Consider the following 16,105-nt stretch of genomic DNA (forward strand, 5'->3'; position numbering starts at 1 on the left):
GCGCAGACCCGGGCGCGTTGTTCGCGGTCCCGGTCACATCGGCCAATCGCGCTAGTGGCAGCGGCCAGTCTTGTCAAAGCAGGTTTTACACATCGGGCGAAAGCTGCGCTGGGCTGTTGCGGCAGGGTCGCAGCGCGGATAAAGCGGGCGCAACTGACTGTCAGGGTGCCCGCAGGGCCTCCTCCCCAATACGGACAACGAACTTCCGATGATCTCCTTCTTCCGCAATTTCTTCAATTCCAAGCTCGGCATCCCCGTAACGCTGGCATTCCTGGCGCTGATCGCCTTCGCTTTTGCCGCTGCAGACATCGGCGGATCTGGCACGTTCGGCGGCGTGGCCGGAGGCAGCAGGGTCGCAGTGATCGGCGATCGCGACATCTCCACATCGGACCTTGCCATCAATACGGACAGCGCTGCGCGCATGGCCCGCCAGCAGGATCCGACGCTTTCAACGGAAGCCTTCGTAGAGCAAGGCGGGCTTGACGATGTGCTCGACCAGCTGGTCAGCCGCTATTCCATTGCCGAATTCGCGCACCAGATGGGCCTGCGTGTCAGCAACGCGCTGGTGGATAGCGAAATCCGCACAATTCCGGGCTTTCAGGGGCTGGACGGCAGTTTCGATATCAACGCCTTTCGCGCCGTCATCCGTGAGCGCGGCCTGACCGAAGCCATCGTGCGCGACGACCTTTCCATGGGTCTTTACGCCCGCCAGCTGGTGCTGCCTGTCACTTACGGTGCGGCCCTGCCCGACAGTATTGCGCGCCGCTACGCCGAACTCAGCGCCGAAACGCGCATCGGCAGCGCCGCCGCCCTGCCTGCCAGCCTTTTCCTGCCCGATAGCGGTCCCACAGCGGAGCAATTGCAGACCTACTACTCCGCCAACCGTGCGCGTTACATCCGGCCCGAGCGACGTACCTTGCGCTATGCTCTGTTCAATGCCGATGCCGTCGATATCGCACCGGTGACGGATGCGCAGATCGCTCGCCGCTATCAGCGCGACGCGACGGTCTATGCGGCGACCGAAACGCGCAGCTTCACCCAGCTCGTCGTTCCCACCGAAGCGGCAGCACAAGCCGTGATCGACGAAGTGAATGCCGGCACATCGCTCGCCGATTCTGCCCGCTCGAAGGGTCTGGATACGGTGACGCTCACCGATCTCGAACGGTCCGACCTGCAGGCGCAAACGAATGCCGCCGTTGCCGAAGCCGCCTTCGATGTGCGCGCCGGCGACATTGTCGGGCCGGTGCGTGGCAGTCTCGGCTTCTACGTCTTGCAGGTCGACAACGTCCGCCAGGTCAGTGGCCGCACGCTCGACCAGGCAAGCGACGACATCCGTTCCGAAATCGAGCAAGAGCGCCGCAACCTTGCTTTGCAGGAATTGACCGAGCAGCTGGAAAACGACTTCGCCGACGGTACCAGCCTCTCCGAAGCTGCGGCAGCGCTGGGGCTGGATGTGGCGACTTCGCCGCAGGTGACGGCAGCCGGCAATGTCTATGAAACCGGGGCCGCCGTTTCGGACGAGCTTGCGCCTGTCATCGGGTTCGCCTTCCAGTTACAGGAAGGCGATACCCAGCTGGCCGAGATCGTACCGGGCGAGCAATTCCTGTTGTTCGAAGTGGGCGAGATCACATCCAGTGCCGCCGCGCCGCTCGCCGAGATCCGGGAACAGGTTACGCTGCAATGGCGACGCGACCGAGGCATGGCCGCAGCCGGCCGCGCTGCGGCGCGCATCACGGAGCGGGTGGAAAACGGCGAAAGCCTTGCCGCTGCGCTCGCTGCCGAGGATGTGCCAGCCAGCAACCTTAATCCGCTTAGCCTCAACAGGGCGGAGCTGTTCCAGCAGGGCCAGCTTTCACGCGCCAGCATCCTGTTCTTCTCCATGGCCGAAGGCACGACAAAGCGTGTGGAGGTAGACGATGCCAACACGTGGTTCGTGGTGCAGCTGGACGAGATCCAGACGCCCGAGTTGGCTGAAGACGATCCGGCTATCGCCCGCACGCAGGCGCAGCTCGCGCAGACGCTGGGTCAGGAATATGTCGAGCAATTCATTGCGGCGATGCAGGCCTCGCTCGATGTAGATATCAATGACGATGCCGTGCAGGCCGTGCGCGACCAGCTGACCAGCGCCGGCCAGCAATAGGCACGCTCAAAGTGGCAGCCGCTCCGCACCATGCCGATGCCGCGCAGCGCGCGCTATCGGAAGGCCGCAACACGCTGGTGTGGCGGCGCGTGGTGGCGGATACGGAAACGCCCATCGGCGCCGCGCTCAAGCTGATCGAGCCGGGGCGCGGCGATTTCCTGCTGGAATCGGTCGAGGGCGGAGAAACGCGCGGGCGCTACAGCCTGCTCGGCCTCGATCCCGACCTGCTGTTTCGCGCAACCGGGGCGCAGGCGCAGATCAATCGCGAGTGGCGGCACGATCGCGGAGCCTTCGAGGTGCTGGATGGCGATGCTATGGCAGAGCTGCGCGCTCTGGCTCAGTCCTGCCTGATCGACGTGCCCGAAGGCCTGCCCCCTGCCCTCGCCTGCCTGGTGGGCTATTTCGGCTACGAGACTATCGGACTGGTCGAGAAGCTGCCCCGCGCCCCGCGAAGCGCGCTGGAAGTGCCGGACATGCTGTTTGCGCGGCCTGCGCTGGTGCTGGTGTTCGACCGGCTGACGGACGATCTGTTTTGCATCGCGCCGCTTTGGGCGGATAATGGCGAACCGTCGGCGAAGGTAGCCCGAGCCGGAGAGCGGATCGATGAGGCGCTGAGGAAGCTGGGCGAGAAAGTGCCTGCTCCGGCAAAGCAAGCGGAGCTTCCTGCAATGGAGCTGACGCCGGTTCTTGCCGCAGCGGACTATGCCGCGATGGTCGCCCGCGCGAAGGATTACATTACTGCGGGCGATATCTTCCAGGTGGTGCTGGCACAGCGCTTCACCTGCCCCTTCCAGCAACCCCCGCTGGACCTCTACCGCGCGCTGCGCCGGGTGAACCCTTCGCCTTTCCTCTATTTCCTCGACCTGCCCGGCTTTGCCGTCGTCGGTTCCTCTCCCGAAATCCTCGTGCGCGTGCGTGATGGCGAAGTGACCATTCGCCCGATTGCCGGCACGCGCCCGCGCGGTGCGACCGATAGCGAAGATCGCGCGAACGAGGTGAGCCTGCTCGCCGACCCGAAGGAATGTGCAGAGCATCTGATGTTGCTCGATCTCGGCCGCAACGATGTGGGCCGCGTTGCGGCTGCTGACAGTGTGCATGTGACCGACAGCTTCACTATCGAGCGCTACAGCCATGTGATGCACATCGTCAGCAATGTCGTGGGCCAGCTGGCGGACGACAAGGATGCGCTCGACGCGCTCTTCGCGGGATTTCCGGCAGGCACCGTCAGCGGCGCGCCGAAGATTCGCGCTTGCGAAATCATCGCCGAACTGGAGCCCGAAACGCGTGGCGCCTATGCGGGCGGCGTCGGCTACTTCGCACCGGACGGTTCGGTCGATAGCTGCATCGTGTTGCGCACCGCCGTCGTGAAGGACGATGTGATGCATGTGCAGGCGGGTGCGGGCATTGTCGCTGATAGCGACCCGGCGTCCGAAGCCGCCGAATGCCGCCACAAGGCAGGCGCGCTGATCGCAGCCGCACGCGAAGCCATGACTATCGCTACCGAGCCGGGGTTCGGGCAGTGATCCGCGCCCTTGCTCTCTCTGCCGTCATACTGCTGGCCGCCTGCACCGTCCGCACGGATGAGGCAGAGCCGGTGCAACGAGTGTCGATTTGCGAACCGATCGTGTTCGAGGATACGCCCTTCACCCACTGCACCGCCGAACCGGGCCGGCATGCTGTGACCATGGACCTCGCGCCTGAGGATGGCGGCGCGCCTTATCGCTCGCTGGACGCCTATAGCGATGCTGTGGGCGAGGATGCGGCACGGATCGCGCTGGTGATGAATGGCGGGATGTATGACGCGGATGGTCGGCCGATCGGCTACTATGTCGAGGATGGTCGCCGTCTCGCATTACTCAACGAGAATGAAGGGCCGGGCAATTTCCACCTACTGCCCAATGGCGTGTTCTATGGCGAGAGCGAGGACGGCCCGTGGCGCGTGATGGAAACCGCGCGCTTTGGCGAGGAGGTGGAGGACCGCCCTGCCTTTGCCACCCAGTCCGGCCCCATGCTGGTAATCGATGGCGACCTGCATCCCGATTTCGACCCCGATGGGGAAAGCCGGAAGACCCGCAACGCCGTCGGCGTGGACGATGCGGGCCGCGCGCATTTCCTTGTCAGCGAGGCGCCGGTCAGCTTCGGCAAGCTCGCGCGGCTCTATCGCGATGTGCTGCGCGTCGATAACGCGCTGTTTCTCGACGGCACCGTCTCGCAGATCTGGGATCCTGCCAGCGGACGTCTCGACCGCGGACCGGACATCGGGCCGCTGATCGTGGTGACGGAAACAACAGAAGAAGAAACGACAAGTGAGGATGCCGAATGAGTGACTATCGCGGGCTGTATCCGCAGCTGGAGCCGTTCGACAGCGGCATGCTCGATGTGGGCGAAGGGCACTCGCTTTACTGGGAGCGGGTCGGCACGAAAGGCGCCAAGCCCGCCGTCATGCTGCATGGCGGCCCGGGTGGCGGCGTGAGCCCCGCCCATCGCGGCCAATGGGATCCCGAACTCTACGATGTCCTGCTGTTCGACCAGCGCGGCTGCGGCCGCTCGCTGCCCTTCGCGGAAATCGAGAACAACGACACCTGGCGCATCGTTGCCGATATGGAGAAGCTGCGGGAGATGTGCGGCTTCGATACATGGCAGGTCTTCGGCGGCAGCTGGGGCGCGACACTCGCCCTCGCCTATGCGCAGACGCATCCCGAGCGGGTGAGCGAGCTGGTGCTGCGCGGCGTTTTCCTCGGGCGGCAGAAGGAAAAGGACTGGCTTTACCGCCACGGTGCCAGCCAGATCATGGCCGAACAGTGGGGTAATTTCAGCGGCCTCATCCCGGAAAGCGAGCGCGACGACCTCGTGCGCGCCTATTACAACCGGCTCACCAGCGATGACGAGGCCACGCGCCTTGCCGCCGCCAAGGAGTGGTCGCTGTGGGAAGGCTGTGTTGCCACGCTGCTGCCCAATGACGAACTGATGGATAGCTTCGCCGATCCGGCCAAGGCCGTTCCGTTCGCGCGCATTTGCGCCAAGTTCTTCCTAGAAGACTTCTTCCTGGAACCGAACCAGCTGCTGGCCAATGTCGAGAAGCTGCACGGCATTCCCGGCATCATCGTGCAGGGCCGCCACGACATCTGCTGTCCGCCCGTCTCGGCATACGAGCTGAAAAAGGCGTGGCCAGAGGTCGATCTGCGGATCGTCCACGATGCGGGCCACAGCGCAGGCGAGCCGGGCATCATAGACGGACTTGTCCGCGCGACAGACGAATTTGCAGGCAAAGCGTCTTGATCGCCGCGCGCCTTGCGGCGAAAGGCACGGCATGACCGCCGCGCCCGACATCCTCGTCATAGACAATTACGACAGCTTCACCTTCAATCTCGTCCACTACCTGATGCAGCTGGGCGCGAAGGTCGAGGTGGTGCGGCATGACGAGCTGACTGCCGATGAAGCCATGGCAAAAGGCGCGAAGGGCATCCTGATCTCGCCCGGCCCCTGCACGCCGAACGAGGCAGGCATCAGCCTCGCCATCGTGGCGGCCTGTGCCGATACCAAGACACCGCTGCTGGGCGTGTGCCTCGGCCATCAGGCCATCGGCCAGTATTTCGGCGGGCGCGTCACGCGTGGCGGGCTTATGCATGGCAAGACGAGCGCGGTGGAGCACGACGGCACCGGTGTTTTCGCCGGCCTGCCGTCCCCCTACACCGCCACGCGCTATCACTCGCTGATCGTGGAAGACATTCCCGATTACCTGCTCGTCAACGCCACCAGCACCACGCCCGGGGCGGACGCCGCGGCGGTGATGGGTTTTCGTCACGCAGAGCTGCCCATTCACGGCGTGCAATTTCATCCCGAAAGCATCGCGACCGAGCACGGCCATGCGCTGCTTGCCAATTTCTGTGCCCTGTGCGGCATCCCGGCAAAGGTGCCGGCATGAGCGTGCTCCCCCCGGCCACCGCCCCGCTGACCGAAGCGGAAGCCTATGCAGCATTCGCCGATATGCTCGACGGCAAACCGGACGAGGAGGAGATCGCCTCATTCCTCTCCGACATGACCGATCGCGGCGAGCGGGCCGACGAGATTGCCGGAGCCGCGCGCGCCATGCGAGAACGGCTGATCCCCATCGAAGCGCCCGAAGGGGCCATCGACGTGTGCGGCACGGGCGGCGACGGGCATCACACGCTGAACGTCTCCACCGCCGTTTCGCTGGTCGTCGCAGCTTGCGGCGTGCCTGTGGCAAAGCACGGCAATCGCGCCGCCAGCAGCAAGGCCGGTGCTGCCGACACGCTGGAAGCGCTGGGCCTCGACATGGATGCCGCCGGTCGCACGGCAGAGCATACGCTGCGCGAGATCGGCATCTGCTTCCTGTTCGCCAAGAACCACCATCCGGCGATGGCGCGCATTCAGCCCATTCGGCAAAAGCTGGGCAAGCGCACGATTTTCAACCTGATGGGTCCGCTGTCCAACCCCGCACGTGTGCGCCGCCAGCTGATCGGTATCGCCCGGCCCGCCTATGTGCCGATCTACGCCGATGCCATGTCGCGCCTGGGCACGGAACGAACCTTCATCGTCTCGGGCGACGAGGGTCTCGACGAGCTGAGTCTCGACGAAGGAAACGAGGTCGCCGACGTGCAAGGGCGCGATGTCACCATGAAGCGCGTCCGCGCAGAAGACGCCGGCTTGCCCCATGCCCCGGTCGAGGCCATTCGCGGCGGCGATCCGGCGCACAACGCCCGCGCGCTGGAAGCGTTACTGATGGGCGCACCCGGCCCCTATCGCGATGCGGTGGTGTTCAACGCGGCAGGTTCGCTGCTGGTCGCGGGAGAAGTCGATAGCTGGCAGGATGGCGCGGAAGAAGCGGCAGAAGCACTGGATAAGGGGCTGGCGAAGCAATTGCTCGATTGCTGGATCGCGGCGGCGAAGTAGGCAAGCAAATAAAACCCGCTCATCCTGAGCTTGTCGAAGGATCGCTTTTTCTAATAGCGGGGCGCTTGAAAGGAAGAACGATGCTTCGACAAGCTCAGCATGAGCGGAGATTGCGTTGAATAAGCTCGAAGAAATATGCGCCACCAAGCGCGAGGAAGTCCGCATCCGCAAGGGCGGCAAGACGCTGTCCGACCTCGATCGGATCGCAGCCGATGTCAGCGCGCCGCGGGGCTTCGAGAAGGCATTGCGCGACAAAGCCGAAACCGGTTTCGCACTGATTGCCGAAATCAAGAAAGCCAGTCCCTCCAAGGGTCTGATCCGCGCCGATTTCCGCCCGCGCCAGCACGCCATGGACTATGCGCAAGGCGGCGCAGCGTGCCTCTCCGTGCTGACGGACCAGCCCTACTTTCAGGGTCACGAAGATTACCTGATCGATGCGCGCGCCAGCTGCGCCCTTCCCGTGCTGCGGAAGGATTTCATGGTCGATCCGTGGCAGGTGGCCGAAAGCCGCGCCATTGGTGCAGACGCCATCCTCATCATCGTCGCCGCGCTGGAGGATACGCTGATGCAGGAAATCGAGGCCGCAGCCGTGGAACGCGGCATGGACGTGCTGGTGGAAGTGCATGACGAGGCGGAGCTGGAGCGCGCCGCGACAGACCTCGCCTCGCGCCTGATCGGCGTCAACAATCGCGACCTGAGGACCTTCACAACGGATCTCGCCACGACCGAACGGCTCGCGCCGCTCGCGCCCGAAGGCACGCTGCTGGTGGGCGAAAGCGGCATCAATTCCCACGCCGATTGCGAGCGGCTGGCGCGCTGCGACGTGCGCACATTCCTCGTCGGCGAAAGCCTGATGCGTCAGGACGATGTCGAGGCAGCCACGCGGACGCTCCTGCACGGCTAGACTTTCTTGGGACATATTTGTCCGTCATGCATTGTTCCCTTATCGGCCAATCCTGGCCTCAAAGTCACTCGAAGGGGACGACCATGGGAATTTTCAGCTCGATCAAGGATGCAATCTTCGGCAAGGACGAGCCGGAGGCGACCAAGACCATGGGCCGCGCGCCCAAGGCGACGACCGGCTTCGGCGCGGCACAGACAAAGGGCGCTCCCATCAGCGAAGTGGACGTCGAAGCGCGGCTCGACGCGATGGATGGCGCAGACAAGCTCAACTGGCGCAGTTCCATCGTCGACCTGATGAAGCTGGTCGGCCTCGATCCCAGCTACGAGAACCGCAAGCAGCTCGCCACCGAACTGGGCGACAACGATTATTCCGGCAAGGCGGAAGAGAACATGGCGCTGCATAGCCACGTGATGGACAAGCTGGCCGAGAATGGCGGCAAGGTGCCGCAGAGCCTGCGCAGCTGAGCAAATTGTCTCAGATGATTGAAGGGCGTCGCCGCGAAAGCGTCGGCGCCCTTTCTGTTATGCGGCTCTCCGCTGCCCGCTTTCCTAATCGTTTTGGTTCGTGCAGACAGGCACGCATGAGCAAAACTCACGCATATCTGCCATTTCTTCGCTTTTTGTGTCCAAGGCTGATTCCTTGCCCTGGACAGTGCTCCAAGTGCTCCAGGTTAGCAGTGGTGGCGGCATGAGCGGCCTCACCCATCTGGGCGATGACGGCGCTGCGCGCATGGTCGATGTGGGCGGCAAGGCGGAAACGCAGCGGAGCGCGACTGCCACCGGCCGGATCACGATGCAGCCTGCCACGCTCGCCGCAGTGCGCGATGGCAATGGGCCTAAGGGTGACGTGCTGGGAACGGCGCGTATCGCGGGTATCATGGCCGCGAAGCGCACGGGCGAGCTGATCCCGCTCTGCCACCCGCTCGCGCTTGACAGCGTGAACGTGGACTTCGCCTTCACCGAAAGCGCGATAGAGGTGACGGCCACCGCCTCGCTGACTGGCCGCACGGGCGTGGAGATGGAAGCGCTTACCGCTGCCAGTGTCGCGCTGCTCACTCTCTACGACATGGCAAAGGCGCTGGAGAAGGGGATGGTGATCGAACAGGTCCGCCTCGTCGCCAAGACAGGCGGCAAGAGCGGCGACTGGCACGCCGCGTGAGCCTGCTTCCGCTTGATGAAGCGCAGCGAAGGCTGCTGGAGGGAACCCACCGGCTTCCGACCGAGGATGTGCCGCTCGATGCCGCGCATGGCCGCTACCTCGCAAACGATGTCGTGGCTAAGCGCAACCAGCCCGCGGCGGACCTCTCGGCCATGGATGGCTATGCGATGCTGGCCGGGGACGATGGCGGACCGTGGACCGTGATCGGCGAAAGCGCGGCCGGGCACCCCTTCGGTGGGTCGCTCGCCCGCGGCCAATGCGTCCGCATCTCGACGGGTGCGCTGCTGCCCACGGGCGCAAGCGCCATCCTGATTCAGGAGAACGCCGGGCGGAAAGGCGATGTGGTCACACTGGCCGGCGGGGATGGCCCGTCGGCAGATCTCGTCCGCCGCAGGGCATTCGACTTCGCGCAAGGCGACACGGTGCTCGTCGCCGGATCGCGGGTGGATGCGCCGCAGTTGGCTTTGGCGCGGATGGCGGGACACCGCAGCCTCGCCGTCGGCAAGCGCCCGGCCCTCGCCGTGATCGACTGCGGTGACGAACTGAGCGATGCCGCGTCGCTACCCGACCACCGCATACCGGCCACGAACGGCTCGATGGTGCAGACCATGTGCGCTCCCCTCGCCCGAGACGCTCGCCGGATCGGCCCGGTGGCGGACAGCATGGACGCCCTGCTCGGCGCATTGGCTGAAACGGCTGATGCAGATGTGATCGTGACAAGCGGCGGCGCCTCGGTCGGCGACCATGACCTGGTGCGTCCGGCGCTCGAACGCTGGGGCGCCGAGCTGGGTTTCTGGCGGGTAGCCATCAAACCCGGCAAACCGCTGCTGATTGCGCGCAGGGGCGCGACGACGCTGGTCGGCCTGCCCGGCAACCCGGCATCCGCTTATGTGACCGCCTTCCTCTTCGTACTGCCCCTGCTGCGGCACCTCGCCGGCGCGAGTGATGCATTCCCGCGCGCTGTACAGCTATCGCTCGGCGAACCGTTGCCGGAGACCGGAGTGCGTGCCGAGTTGTTCCGCGCACGATTGCACAATGGCTATGCCGTGCCCATCGCCCAGCGCGACAGCAGCGCGTTGCAGGCTCTTGCTGCTGCCGACCTGCTGATCCATCGCCCTGTCGGAGCCGAAGCTGCCGCCGCGGGCGAGCTGGTATCGGCTTATCTGATCCAAAATGGCGGTATCGCTTGACGGGCACCCCAATGTTGCCTACTTGTTCCTTATCCGTTCCATAGTGGAACATTGATGAGGGGTTCGCCCATGTTGACTGCCAAGCAACACGAATTGCTGCTGTTCATCCATCGCCGTCTCGAAGACAGCGGTATTTCTCCCAGTTTCGAGGAAATGAAGGAAGCGCTCGACCTGAAGAGCAAGTCGGGCGTGCATCGCCTGATTTCGGCTCTGGAAGAGCGCGGCTTCATCCGCCGCCTCGCCAACCGTGCCCGCGCGCTTGAGGTGGTTAAGATGCCGGAGAATGTCGGCGGCAAGGGTATGGAAGCCGTGGCCAAGGTCACGACGCCGCCAGCCAGCCAGCCAGAAGCGGCAAACGATGTCATCGAAATCCCGCTGCATGGCCGCATCGCCGCCGGTGTGCCGATCGAAGCACTGGAAGATAGCCAGACGCTGCCGGTGCCTGCCGCTCTGCTCGGCTCGGGCGAGCATTACGCGCTTGAAGTTTCGGGCGACTCCATGGTGGAAGCCGGCATCTTCGATGGCGACTTCGCACTGGTGAAAAAGGCCGATACAGCACGCGACGGCGATATTGTCGTCGCCCTCGTCAATGATGAGGAAGCGACGCTCAAATACCTCTATCATGATGGCGGCAGGATTAGGCTCGATCCGGCAAATGCCAGTTACGATCCGCAGGTCTATGAAGACCGGCAAGTGAAGGTGCAGGGCAAGCTGGCTGGGCTTCTGCGCCGCTACCACTGATCAGGTTCGACGATTGCACGAAGGGCGGCGCTTCGCGGTGTCGCCCTTCGCGGTACGACGGTTCACTGGCAGCGCACTAGTCCAGTTCCCGACCGCGCCACCAGCCATGTTCGCCCTGGCTGTTGACAACGCGGCGAACTGACGGCTCCTCGCCTAAAACGATAGACAACCCGCCTGTTTGCGAAAGCGCACGCTGGTCCGCCCGCATCCAGCGCGGTTCGCAGCTGCGGGGCAGCCACCTGTCCGAGACCACGATGTCCGCGCGTTCGCAAGCGGCGGCAAGGGCGCGCTCCCCTACGATATCGCGGCTGCGGCTCATCAGCAGCTCCCAGCTGCGACCGCCCCGCTGCACGGTAACGGCACAGAAATCACGGCTGCATCGCGCACCCGGCCAATGGTCCAGCGGAACAGGCTCAGCCTCCACGCCTGCCAGTTCCATGAGGTTATCGCGGGTATAGCTACTTCGTGTATCGCGCAGGACAAGCAAGCGCCGATCCTCCGTCACGATGCCGACATGGCGACCGTCGCCGGATATCAGTACATCGGGCACCGGAGTCGCTAATAGCAAGGCGGTGCCGATCCACGCGGGGATCAGGCCAAGTAGTCGCGCCTTGCCACGCCATAAGGCCAGCCACAGTCCGCCAACGACAAACAGCGCCAGCACGCCGCCCGTCATCTGCGGCATCAGCTTGACCGCGCCGGGCTGGCTTGCCGTAAAATGCGCTATGCCGATCAGGAGGTCGAGAGACTTGCCGACCAGCCACCACGCCGGCGCGCCCGCCCCAACCACGTCTAGCGCAAGAGCGAGCGCGATCAGCGGCATGGAGATGAATGTCACCAACGGAATCGCGATCACATTGGCAAGCGCGCCGTAAACGCCCGCGCGGTGAAAATGGAACAACACGATGGGCATCAGGGCGATCTCGATCACCATACCCGTCACCAGCAGCATAAGCGTCCGCCGCCCGATAAATGCTACTCTGCTCTCCTCACGCGGCGCCAGGAAGCGTTTGACCGGTTCGGCATTATGCAGCGCCACGATGGCAATGACTGCGGAAAAGCTCATCTGGAAGCTCGGCCCGACGAGACTTTCGGGCCAGAGCAAGAGGACCAACACCGCGGCCACGGCTACCATTCGCAGGCTCAGCGCCTGTCGCCCGATCGCCAGCGCGATCAGGACCAAGAGAGCGGCGATGCAGCTGCGCACGGTCGGCACCTGCGCACCGGTAAGGAGCGTGTATCCGATGCCTGCGAGCGCGGCGATGCCGGCAGCGAAGACGGGCAGCCGCACGCGCAGGGTCAGCCACGGCCAACCGGCGAGCAGCTTGATCGCAACCAGATAAGCGCCTGCAATCACCGCGCTCACATGCAATCCGCTGATGGAGAGTAAATGGGTCAATCCGGCATCGCGCATGGCGTCCTCGTCGGCCTCGGTTATCGCGCCCCTGTCGCCGCTGGCAAAAGCAGCCGCGATGCTGCCCGCCGATCCGCCGAGGTTCTCGCGCACATGGGCGGAAAGGCGCCGCTGCAACGAAGCAATCAGCGCATCGTCTGCCGGCGCGTCTTCCAGCACGCGAATGTCGCCTTGCACGCTGCCCGTGGCGGCATAGCCATCGAACCACGCCGTGCGGGCGAAGTCGTAGCCTCCGGGCAGCATTGGCGGCGCAGGGGGCATCAGCCGTGCTTCGACCTCGACCACCGCCCCTTCGGCCAGTAATGGCGTCGCCTCGTCCAGCTCGACATTCACCCGAATCCTCACGGGTTCCGCCGTCTCCGGATGCCGTGTCGCCAGCACAAGCCGGACACGCTCCTGCGCGGGCTGTTCTATCCTTTCGAGGACGCGGCCCTGGAACGCGCCGTAGGTCGGCCGCTCGAAGGCGGGCTGGCCAACGATTTCGGACCGGCTCCAAGCGAGCCCGGTGCCGAAAGCGAAGAGAAGACCTACCCCCACCAGTGCGCCCACCAGATGCACCCGCGCCGCATCGCCTTTCCACGCGGCCATCGCTCCAAGAGCCATCAGCAGGCCTGCCGCCATCGCTGCTACCCACTCGGCAGCCGTGTCCAACACGAACCATGCGCCAATCCCGGCAGCGAAAGCTACGGCCAGCCACGGCCCCCGATCGAACCCGGCATTTGCGAGGAATCGCTCTGCCCTTTCGGCCATGCTGGACAAAGAGGCGCGCTTTCGCCAAGGCGTGCGCTGCGGCGCAGCATCGCCCGGTTCGTCCCCCATGGGCACCAGAGGTGGCAGGTGCGCAGCCATGCACAAACAGGACAGGAAACAGGCGGTTATGGCAAGTTCGGATGGCAAGACTGGCGGGGATCGCGGCGTCGTCACCCGGTTTGCGCCCAGCCCCACCGGCTTTCTCCATATCGGCAATGCCCGCACCGGCCTGTTCAGCTGGCTTTACGCCCGCCATCATGGCGGCAAGGCGCTGCTGCGCATCGAGGATACCGACAAGAAGCGCAGCACGCAGGAAGCGATCGACGTGATCCTGGACGGCCTCGATTGGCTTGGCCTGGAATTCGATGGCGATACCGTATTCCAGAGCCAGCGCGCGGATCGTCACGCGGAAGTCGCGATGAAGCTGCTGGAGGCTGGCAAAGCGTATAAATGCTTCGCTTCGCCAGAGGAGCTTGCCGAAATGCGGGAGGCGCAAAAGGCCGCCAAGCAGCCAATGCGCTATGATGGTCGTTGGCGCGACCGTGACCCTGCCGACGCGCCTGAAGGTGCGCCCTTCACCGTTCGCATTAAAACGCCTGAAGGCGGCGAGACGGTGATCGAGGATGCCGTGCAGGGCCGCGTCAAGGTCGACAACCGAGAGATCGACGACTTCATCCTGCTGCGCGCCGATGGCACGCCGACCTACATGCTGGCCGTCGTGGTCGACGATATGGACATGGGTTGCACCCATATCATTCGCGGTGACGACCACCTCAACAATGCTTTCCGCCAGATGCAGGTGATCCGCGCGATGCAGGGCGTGGAAGATGGCTGGGAAGAGCCGACCTACGCCCATGTCCCGCTGATCCACGGCAATGACGGGGCCAAGCTTTCCAAGCGGCATGGCGCGCTGGGCGTCGATGCCTATCGCGACGAGCTTGGCATCTTGCCCGAGGCACTTTTCAACTACCTGCTGCGTCTTGGCTGGGGCCATGGCGACCAGGAAGAGTTCAGTATGGACGAAGCGATTTCGCTCTTCGATATCGAGGGCGTCGGCAAGGGGCCGAGCCGCTTCGACATGAAGAAGCTGCTGAACATGAACGGCAATTACATTCGCGCTGCCGACGACGCGCGATTGGCAAAGCTGGTTGCCGCTCGCATTGGCGACGCTGTCGACGAGGGCTTGCTGACAGAGGCCATGCCCGTCCTGAAAACGCGCGCGCGCGACCTGATCGAATTGGCCGATGGTGCCGCCTTCCTGTTCAAGCAGCGCCCGCTGGAAATGACGGAAAAAGCCGCTGCCCTGCTAGACGAGGAAGCGCGCACTAGACTTTCGTCTATCTCTGCCCGGTTGCAGGGGGAAACGGACTGGACAATCGAGGCGCTAGAGGCCAATCTGAATGCCTATGCGGAAGAGCTGGGGCTGGGTCTTGGCAAGCTTGCGCAGCCGCTTCGCGCGGCGCTCACAGGGCAGACAACTTCGCCCGGAATTTTTGATGTGCTGGTGCTTCTTGGAAGAGAAGAGAGCCTGGCGCGGATCGACGCTCAGGCCAGCGCTTGATGCGCTGCCAAGTGTCGCACATAACCTATTGAAGGAGAACAGCTTTGGCTGACAAGCAGGCGGATTTGAATGTGGGCGGTGAAAGCTTCGATTTTCCCACGCTGGAAGGCAGCTGCGGACCAGATGTCATCGACATTCGCAAGCTTTACGGAAAGACCGGCAAGTTCACTTTCGATCCGGGCTACAAATCCACCGCTTCGTGCGAAAGCGCCCTCACCTTCATCGATGGCAATGAAGGCGTGCTGCTCCACCGCGGCTATCCGATCGGCCAGCTGGCGGAACATTCCAGCTTCATGGAAGTCAGCTACCTGCTGCTGAACGGCGAGCTGCCCAGCAGCGACGAGCTGGACGATTTCAGCTACACGATCAGCCGCCACACCATGCTGCACGACCAGCTGCGCCAATTCTATCAGGGCTTCCGCCGCGATGCGCACCCCATGGCGATCATGTGCGGCGTGGTCGGCGCGCTGTCGGCTTTCTATCACGACAGCACGGATATCTCCGACCCGGAGCACCGCAAGATATCCAGCCATCGCCTGATTGCGAAAATGCCTACCATCGCAGCGTGGGCCTACAAGTATGCGGTCGGGCAGCCCTTTCTCCAGCCCGACAATTCCTTGAGCTATACGGGCAATTTCCTGCGCATGACCTTCGGCGTGCCGGCAGAGGAATACGAGGTCATCCCAGCGGTCGAAAAGGCGATGGATCGCATCTTCATCCTGCACGCCGACCATGAGCAGAACGCGTCGACCTCTACGGTTCGCCTCGCCGGTTCGTCAGGCGCGAACCCCTTCGCCTGCATCGCGGCTGGTATCGCCTGTCTTTGGGGCCCTGCGCATGGCGGTGCGAACGAGGCTGCGCTCAACATGCTGCGGGAGATCGGCACGCCCGATCGCATCGGCCACTATATCGAGCGCGCCAAGGACAAGGACGATCCATTCCGCCTGATGGGCTTCGGCCACCGCGTGTACAAGAATTACGATCCGCGCGCGACGGTGATGCAGAAGACGGTGCGCGAGGTCTTCGAGGCGCTGAATGTGCAGGATCCGGTGTTCGAAACCGCCCTGCAGCTCGAAGAAATGGCCCTCAACGACGATTACTTCCAGGAGAAGAAGCTCTTCCCTAATGTCGACTTCTATTCCGGCGTGATCCTGTCGGCCATCGGCTTCCCCACCACCATGTTCACCGCGCTCTTCGCGCTGGCCCGTACCGTGGGTTGGGTGGCACAGTGGAACGAGATGATCTCCGACCCCGGTCAGGTCATCGGTCGCCCGCGCCAGCTCTACACCGGCCCGACAAAGCGCGATTACGTGTCGCTCAGCGACCGATAGGG

14 protein-coding genes are annotated in these 16,105 nt (G+C 63.9%); 13 read left to right on the plus strand and 1 reads right to left on the minus strand.

What is annotated here, in order from left to right:
* The first annotated feature begins 208 nt into the window (after positions 1-208).
* The 11 genes from BMF35_RS09925 to lexA all read left to right on the plus strand — a co-directional run bounded on the left by BMF35_RS09925 (position 209) and on the right by lexA (position 11,047).
* A complete protein-coding gene (locus BMF35_RS09925; protein WP_047005802.1) occupies positions 209-2,140 on the plus strand; it encodes a SurA N-terminal domain-containing protein in 1,932 nt (643 codons plus the stop codon).
* An 11-nt stretch (positions 2,141-2,151) separates the two neighbouring features.
* Positions 2,152-3,663: an anthranilate synthase component I gene (trpE, locus tag BMF35_RS09930; RefSeq protein ID WP_047005803.1), complete on the plus strand. Its 1,512-nt coding sequence runs from the start codon at positions 2,152-2,154 to the stop codon at positions 3,661-3,663.
* Positions 3,660-4,463: a phosphodiester glycosidase family protein gene (locus BMF35_RS09935; RefSeq protein ID WP_047005804.1), complete on the plus strand. Its 804-nt coding sequence runs from the start codon at positions 3,660-3,662 to the stop codon at positions 4,461-4,463. Before trpE ends, BMF35_RS09935 begins: the two co-directional genes overlap by 4 nt.
* Complete coding sequence (gene pip, locus BMF35_RS09940; RefSeq protein WP_047005805.1) at positions 4,460-5,419, plus strand: prolyl aminopeptidase; 960 nt, start codon at positions 4,460-4,462, stop codon at positions 5,417-5,419. The genes BMF35_RS09935 and pip overlap by 4 nt, the downstream gene beginning before the upstream one ends.
* 31 nt (positions 5,420-5,450) lie before the next feature.
* A complete protein-coding gene (locus BMF35_RS09945) occupies positions 5,451-6,065 on the plus strand; it encodes an anthranilate synthase component II (protein WP_047005806.1) in 615 nt (204 codons plus the stop codon).
* Positions 6,062-7,054: an anthranilate phosphoribosyltransferase gene (trpD, locus tag BMF35_RS09950; RefSeq protein WP_047006501.1), complete on the plus strand. Its 993-nt coding sequence runs from the start codon at positions 6,062-6,064 to the stop codon at positions 7,052-7,054. Before BMF35_RS09945 ends, trpD begins: the two co-directional genes overlap by 4 nt.
* Before the next feature lie 115 nt (positions 7,055-7,169).
* Complete coding sequence (gene trpC, locus BMF35_RS09955; protein ID WP_047005807.1) at positions 7,170-7,958, plus strand: indole-3-glycerol phosphate synthase TrpC; 789 nt, start codon at positions 7,170-7,172, stop codon at positions 7,956-7,958.
* Between the two features lie 83 nt (positions 7,959-8,041).
* The gene (locus BMF35_RS09960) at positions 8,042-8,422 is read left to right on the plus strand and encodes a DUF3597 domain-containing protein (protein WP_047005808.1); all 381 of its coding nucleotides are present in this window, start codon (positions 8,042-8,044) and stop codon (positions 8,420-8,422) included.
* Positions 8,423-8,645: 223 nt separating this feature from the next.
* A complete protein-coding gene (moaC, locus tag BMF35_RS09965) occupies positions 8,646-9,116 on the plus strand; it encodes a cyclic pyranopterin monophosphate synthase MoaC (protein ID WP_047005809.1) in 471 nt (156 codons plus the stop codon).
* Positions 9,113-10,306, plus strand: coding sequence for a molybdopterin molybdotransferase MoeA (locus BMF35_RS09970; RefSeq protein WP_047005810.1), 1,194 nt, complete (start codon positions 9,113-9,115; stop codon positions 10,304-10,306). Before moaC ends, BMF35_RS09970 begins: the two co-directional genes overlap by 4 nt.
* A gap of 69 nt (positions 10,307-10,375) precedes the next feature.
* A complete protein-coding gene (gene lexA / locus BMF35_RS09975) occupies positions 10,376-11,047 on the plus strand; it encodes a transcriptional repressor LexA (RefSeq protein ID WP_047005811.1) in 672 nt (223 codons plus the stop codon).
* A gap of 76 nt (positions 11,048-11,123) precedes the next feature.
* Here the strand turns inward: lexA and BMF35_RS09980 are convergent, their stop codons facing one another.
* Positions 11,124-13,310 (minus strand): ComEC/Rec2 family competence protein, encoded by a 2,187-nt coding sequence (locus BMF35_RS09980; RefSeq protein ID WP_047005812.1) that lies wholly within the window; start codon positions 13,308-13,310, stop codon positions 11,124-11,126.
* A 28-nt stretch (positions 13,311-13,338) separates the two neighbouring features.
* Here BMF35_RS09980 and gltX point away from each other — a divergent pair, with 28 nt between their 5' ends.
* The gene (gene gltX, locus BMF35_RS09985) at positions 13,339-14,772 is read left to right on the plus strand and encodes a glutamate--tRNA ligase (protein WP_047005813.1); all 1,434 of its coding nucleotides are present in this window, start codon (positions 13,339-13,341) and stop codon (positions 14,770-14,772) included.
* Between the two features lie 44 nt (positions 14,773-14,816).
* A complete protein-coding gene (locus BMF35_RS09990) occupies positions 14,817-16,103 on the plus strand; it encodes a citrate synthase (RefSeq protein WP_047005814.1) in 1,287 nt (428 codons plus the stop codon).
* Positions 16,104-16,105: the final 2 nt, after the last annotated feature.

Origin of the sequence: Aurantiacibacter gangjinensis, assembly GCF_001886695.1 — a bacterium.
Lineage (GTDB): Bacteria > Pseudomonadota > Alphaproteobacteria > Sphingomonadales > Sphingomonadaceae > Alteraurantiacibacter > Alteraurantiacibacter gangjinensis.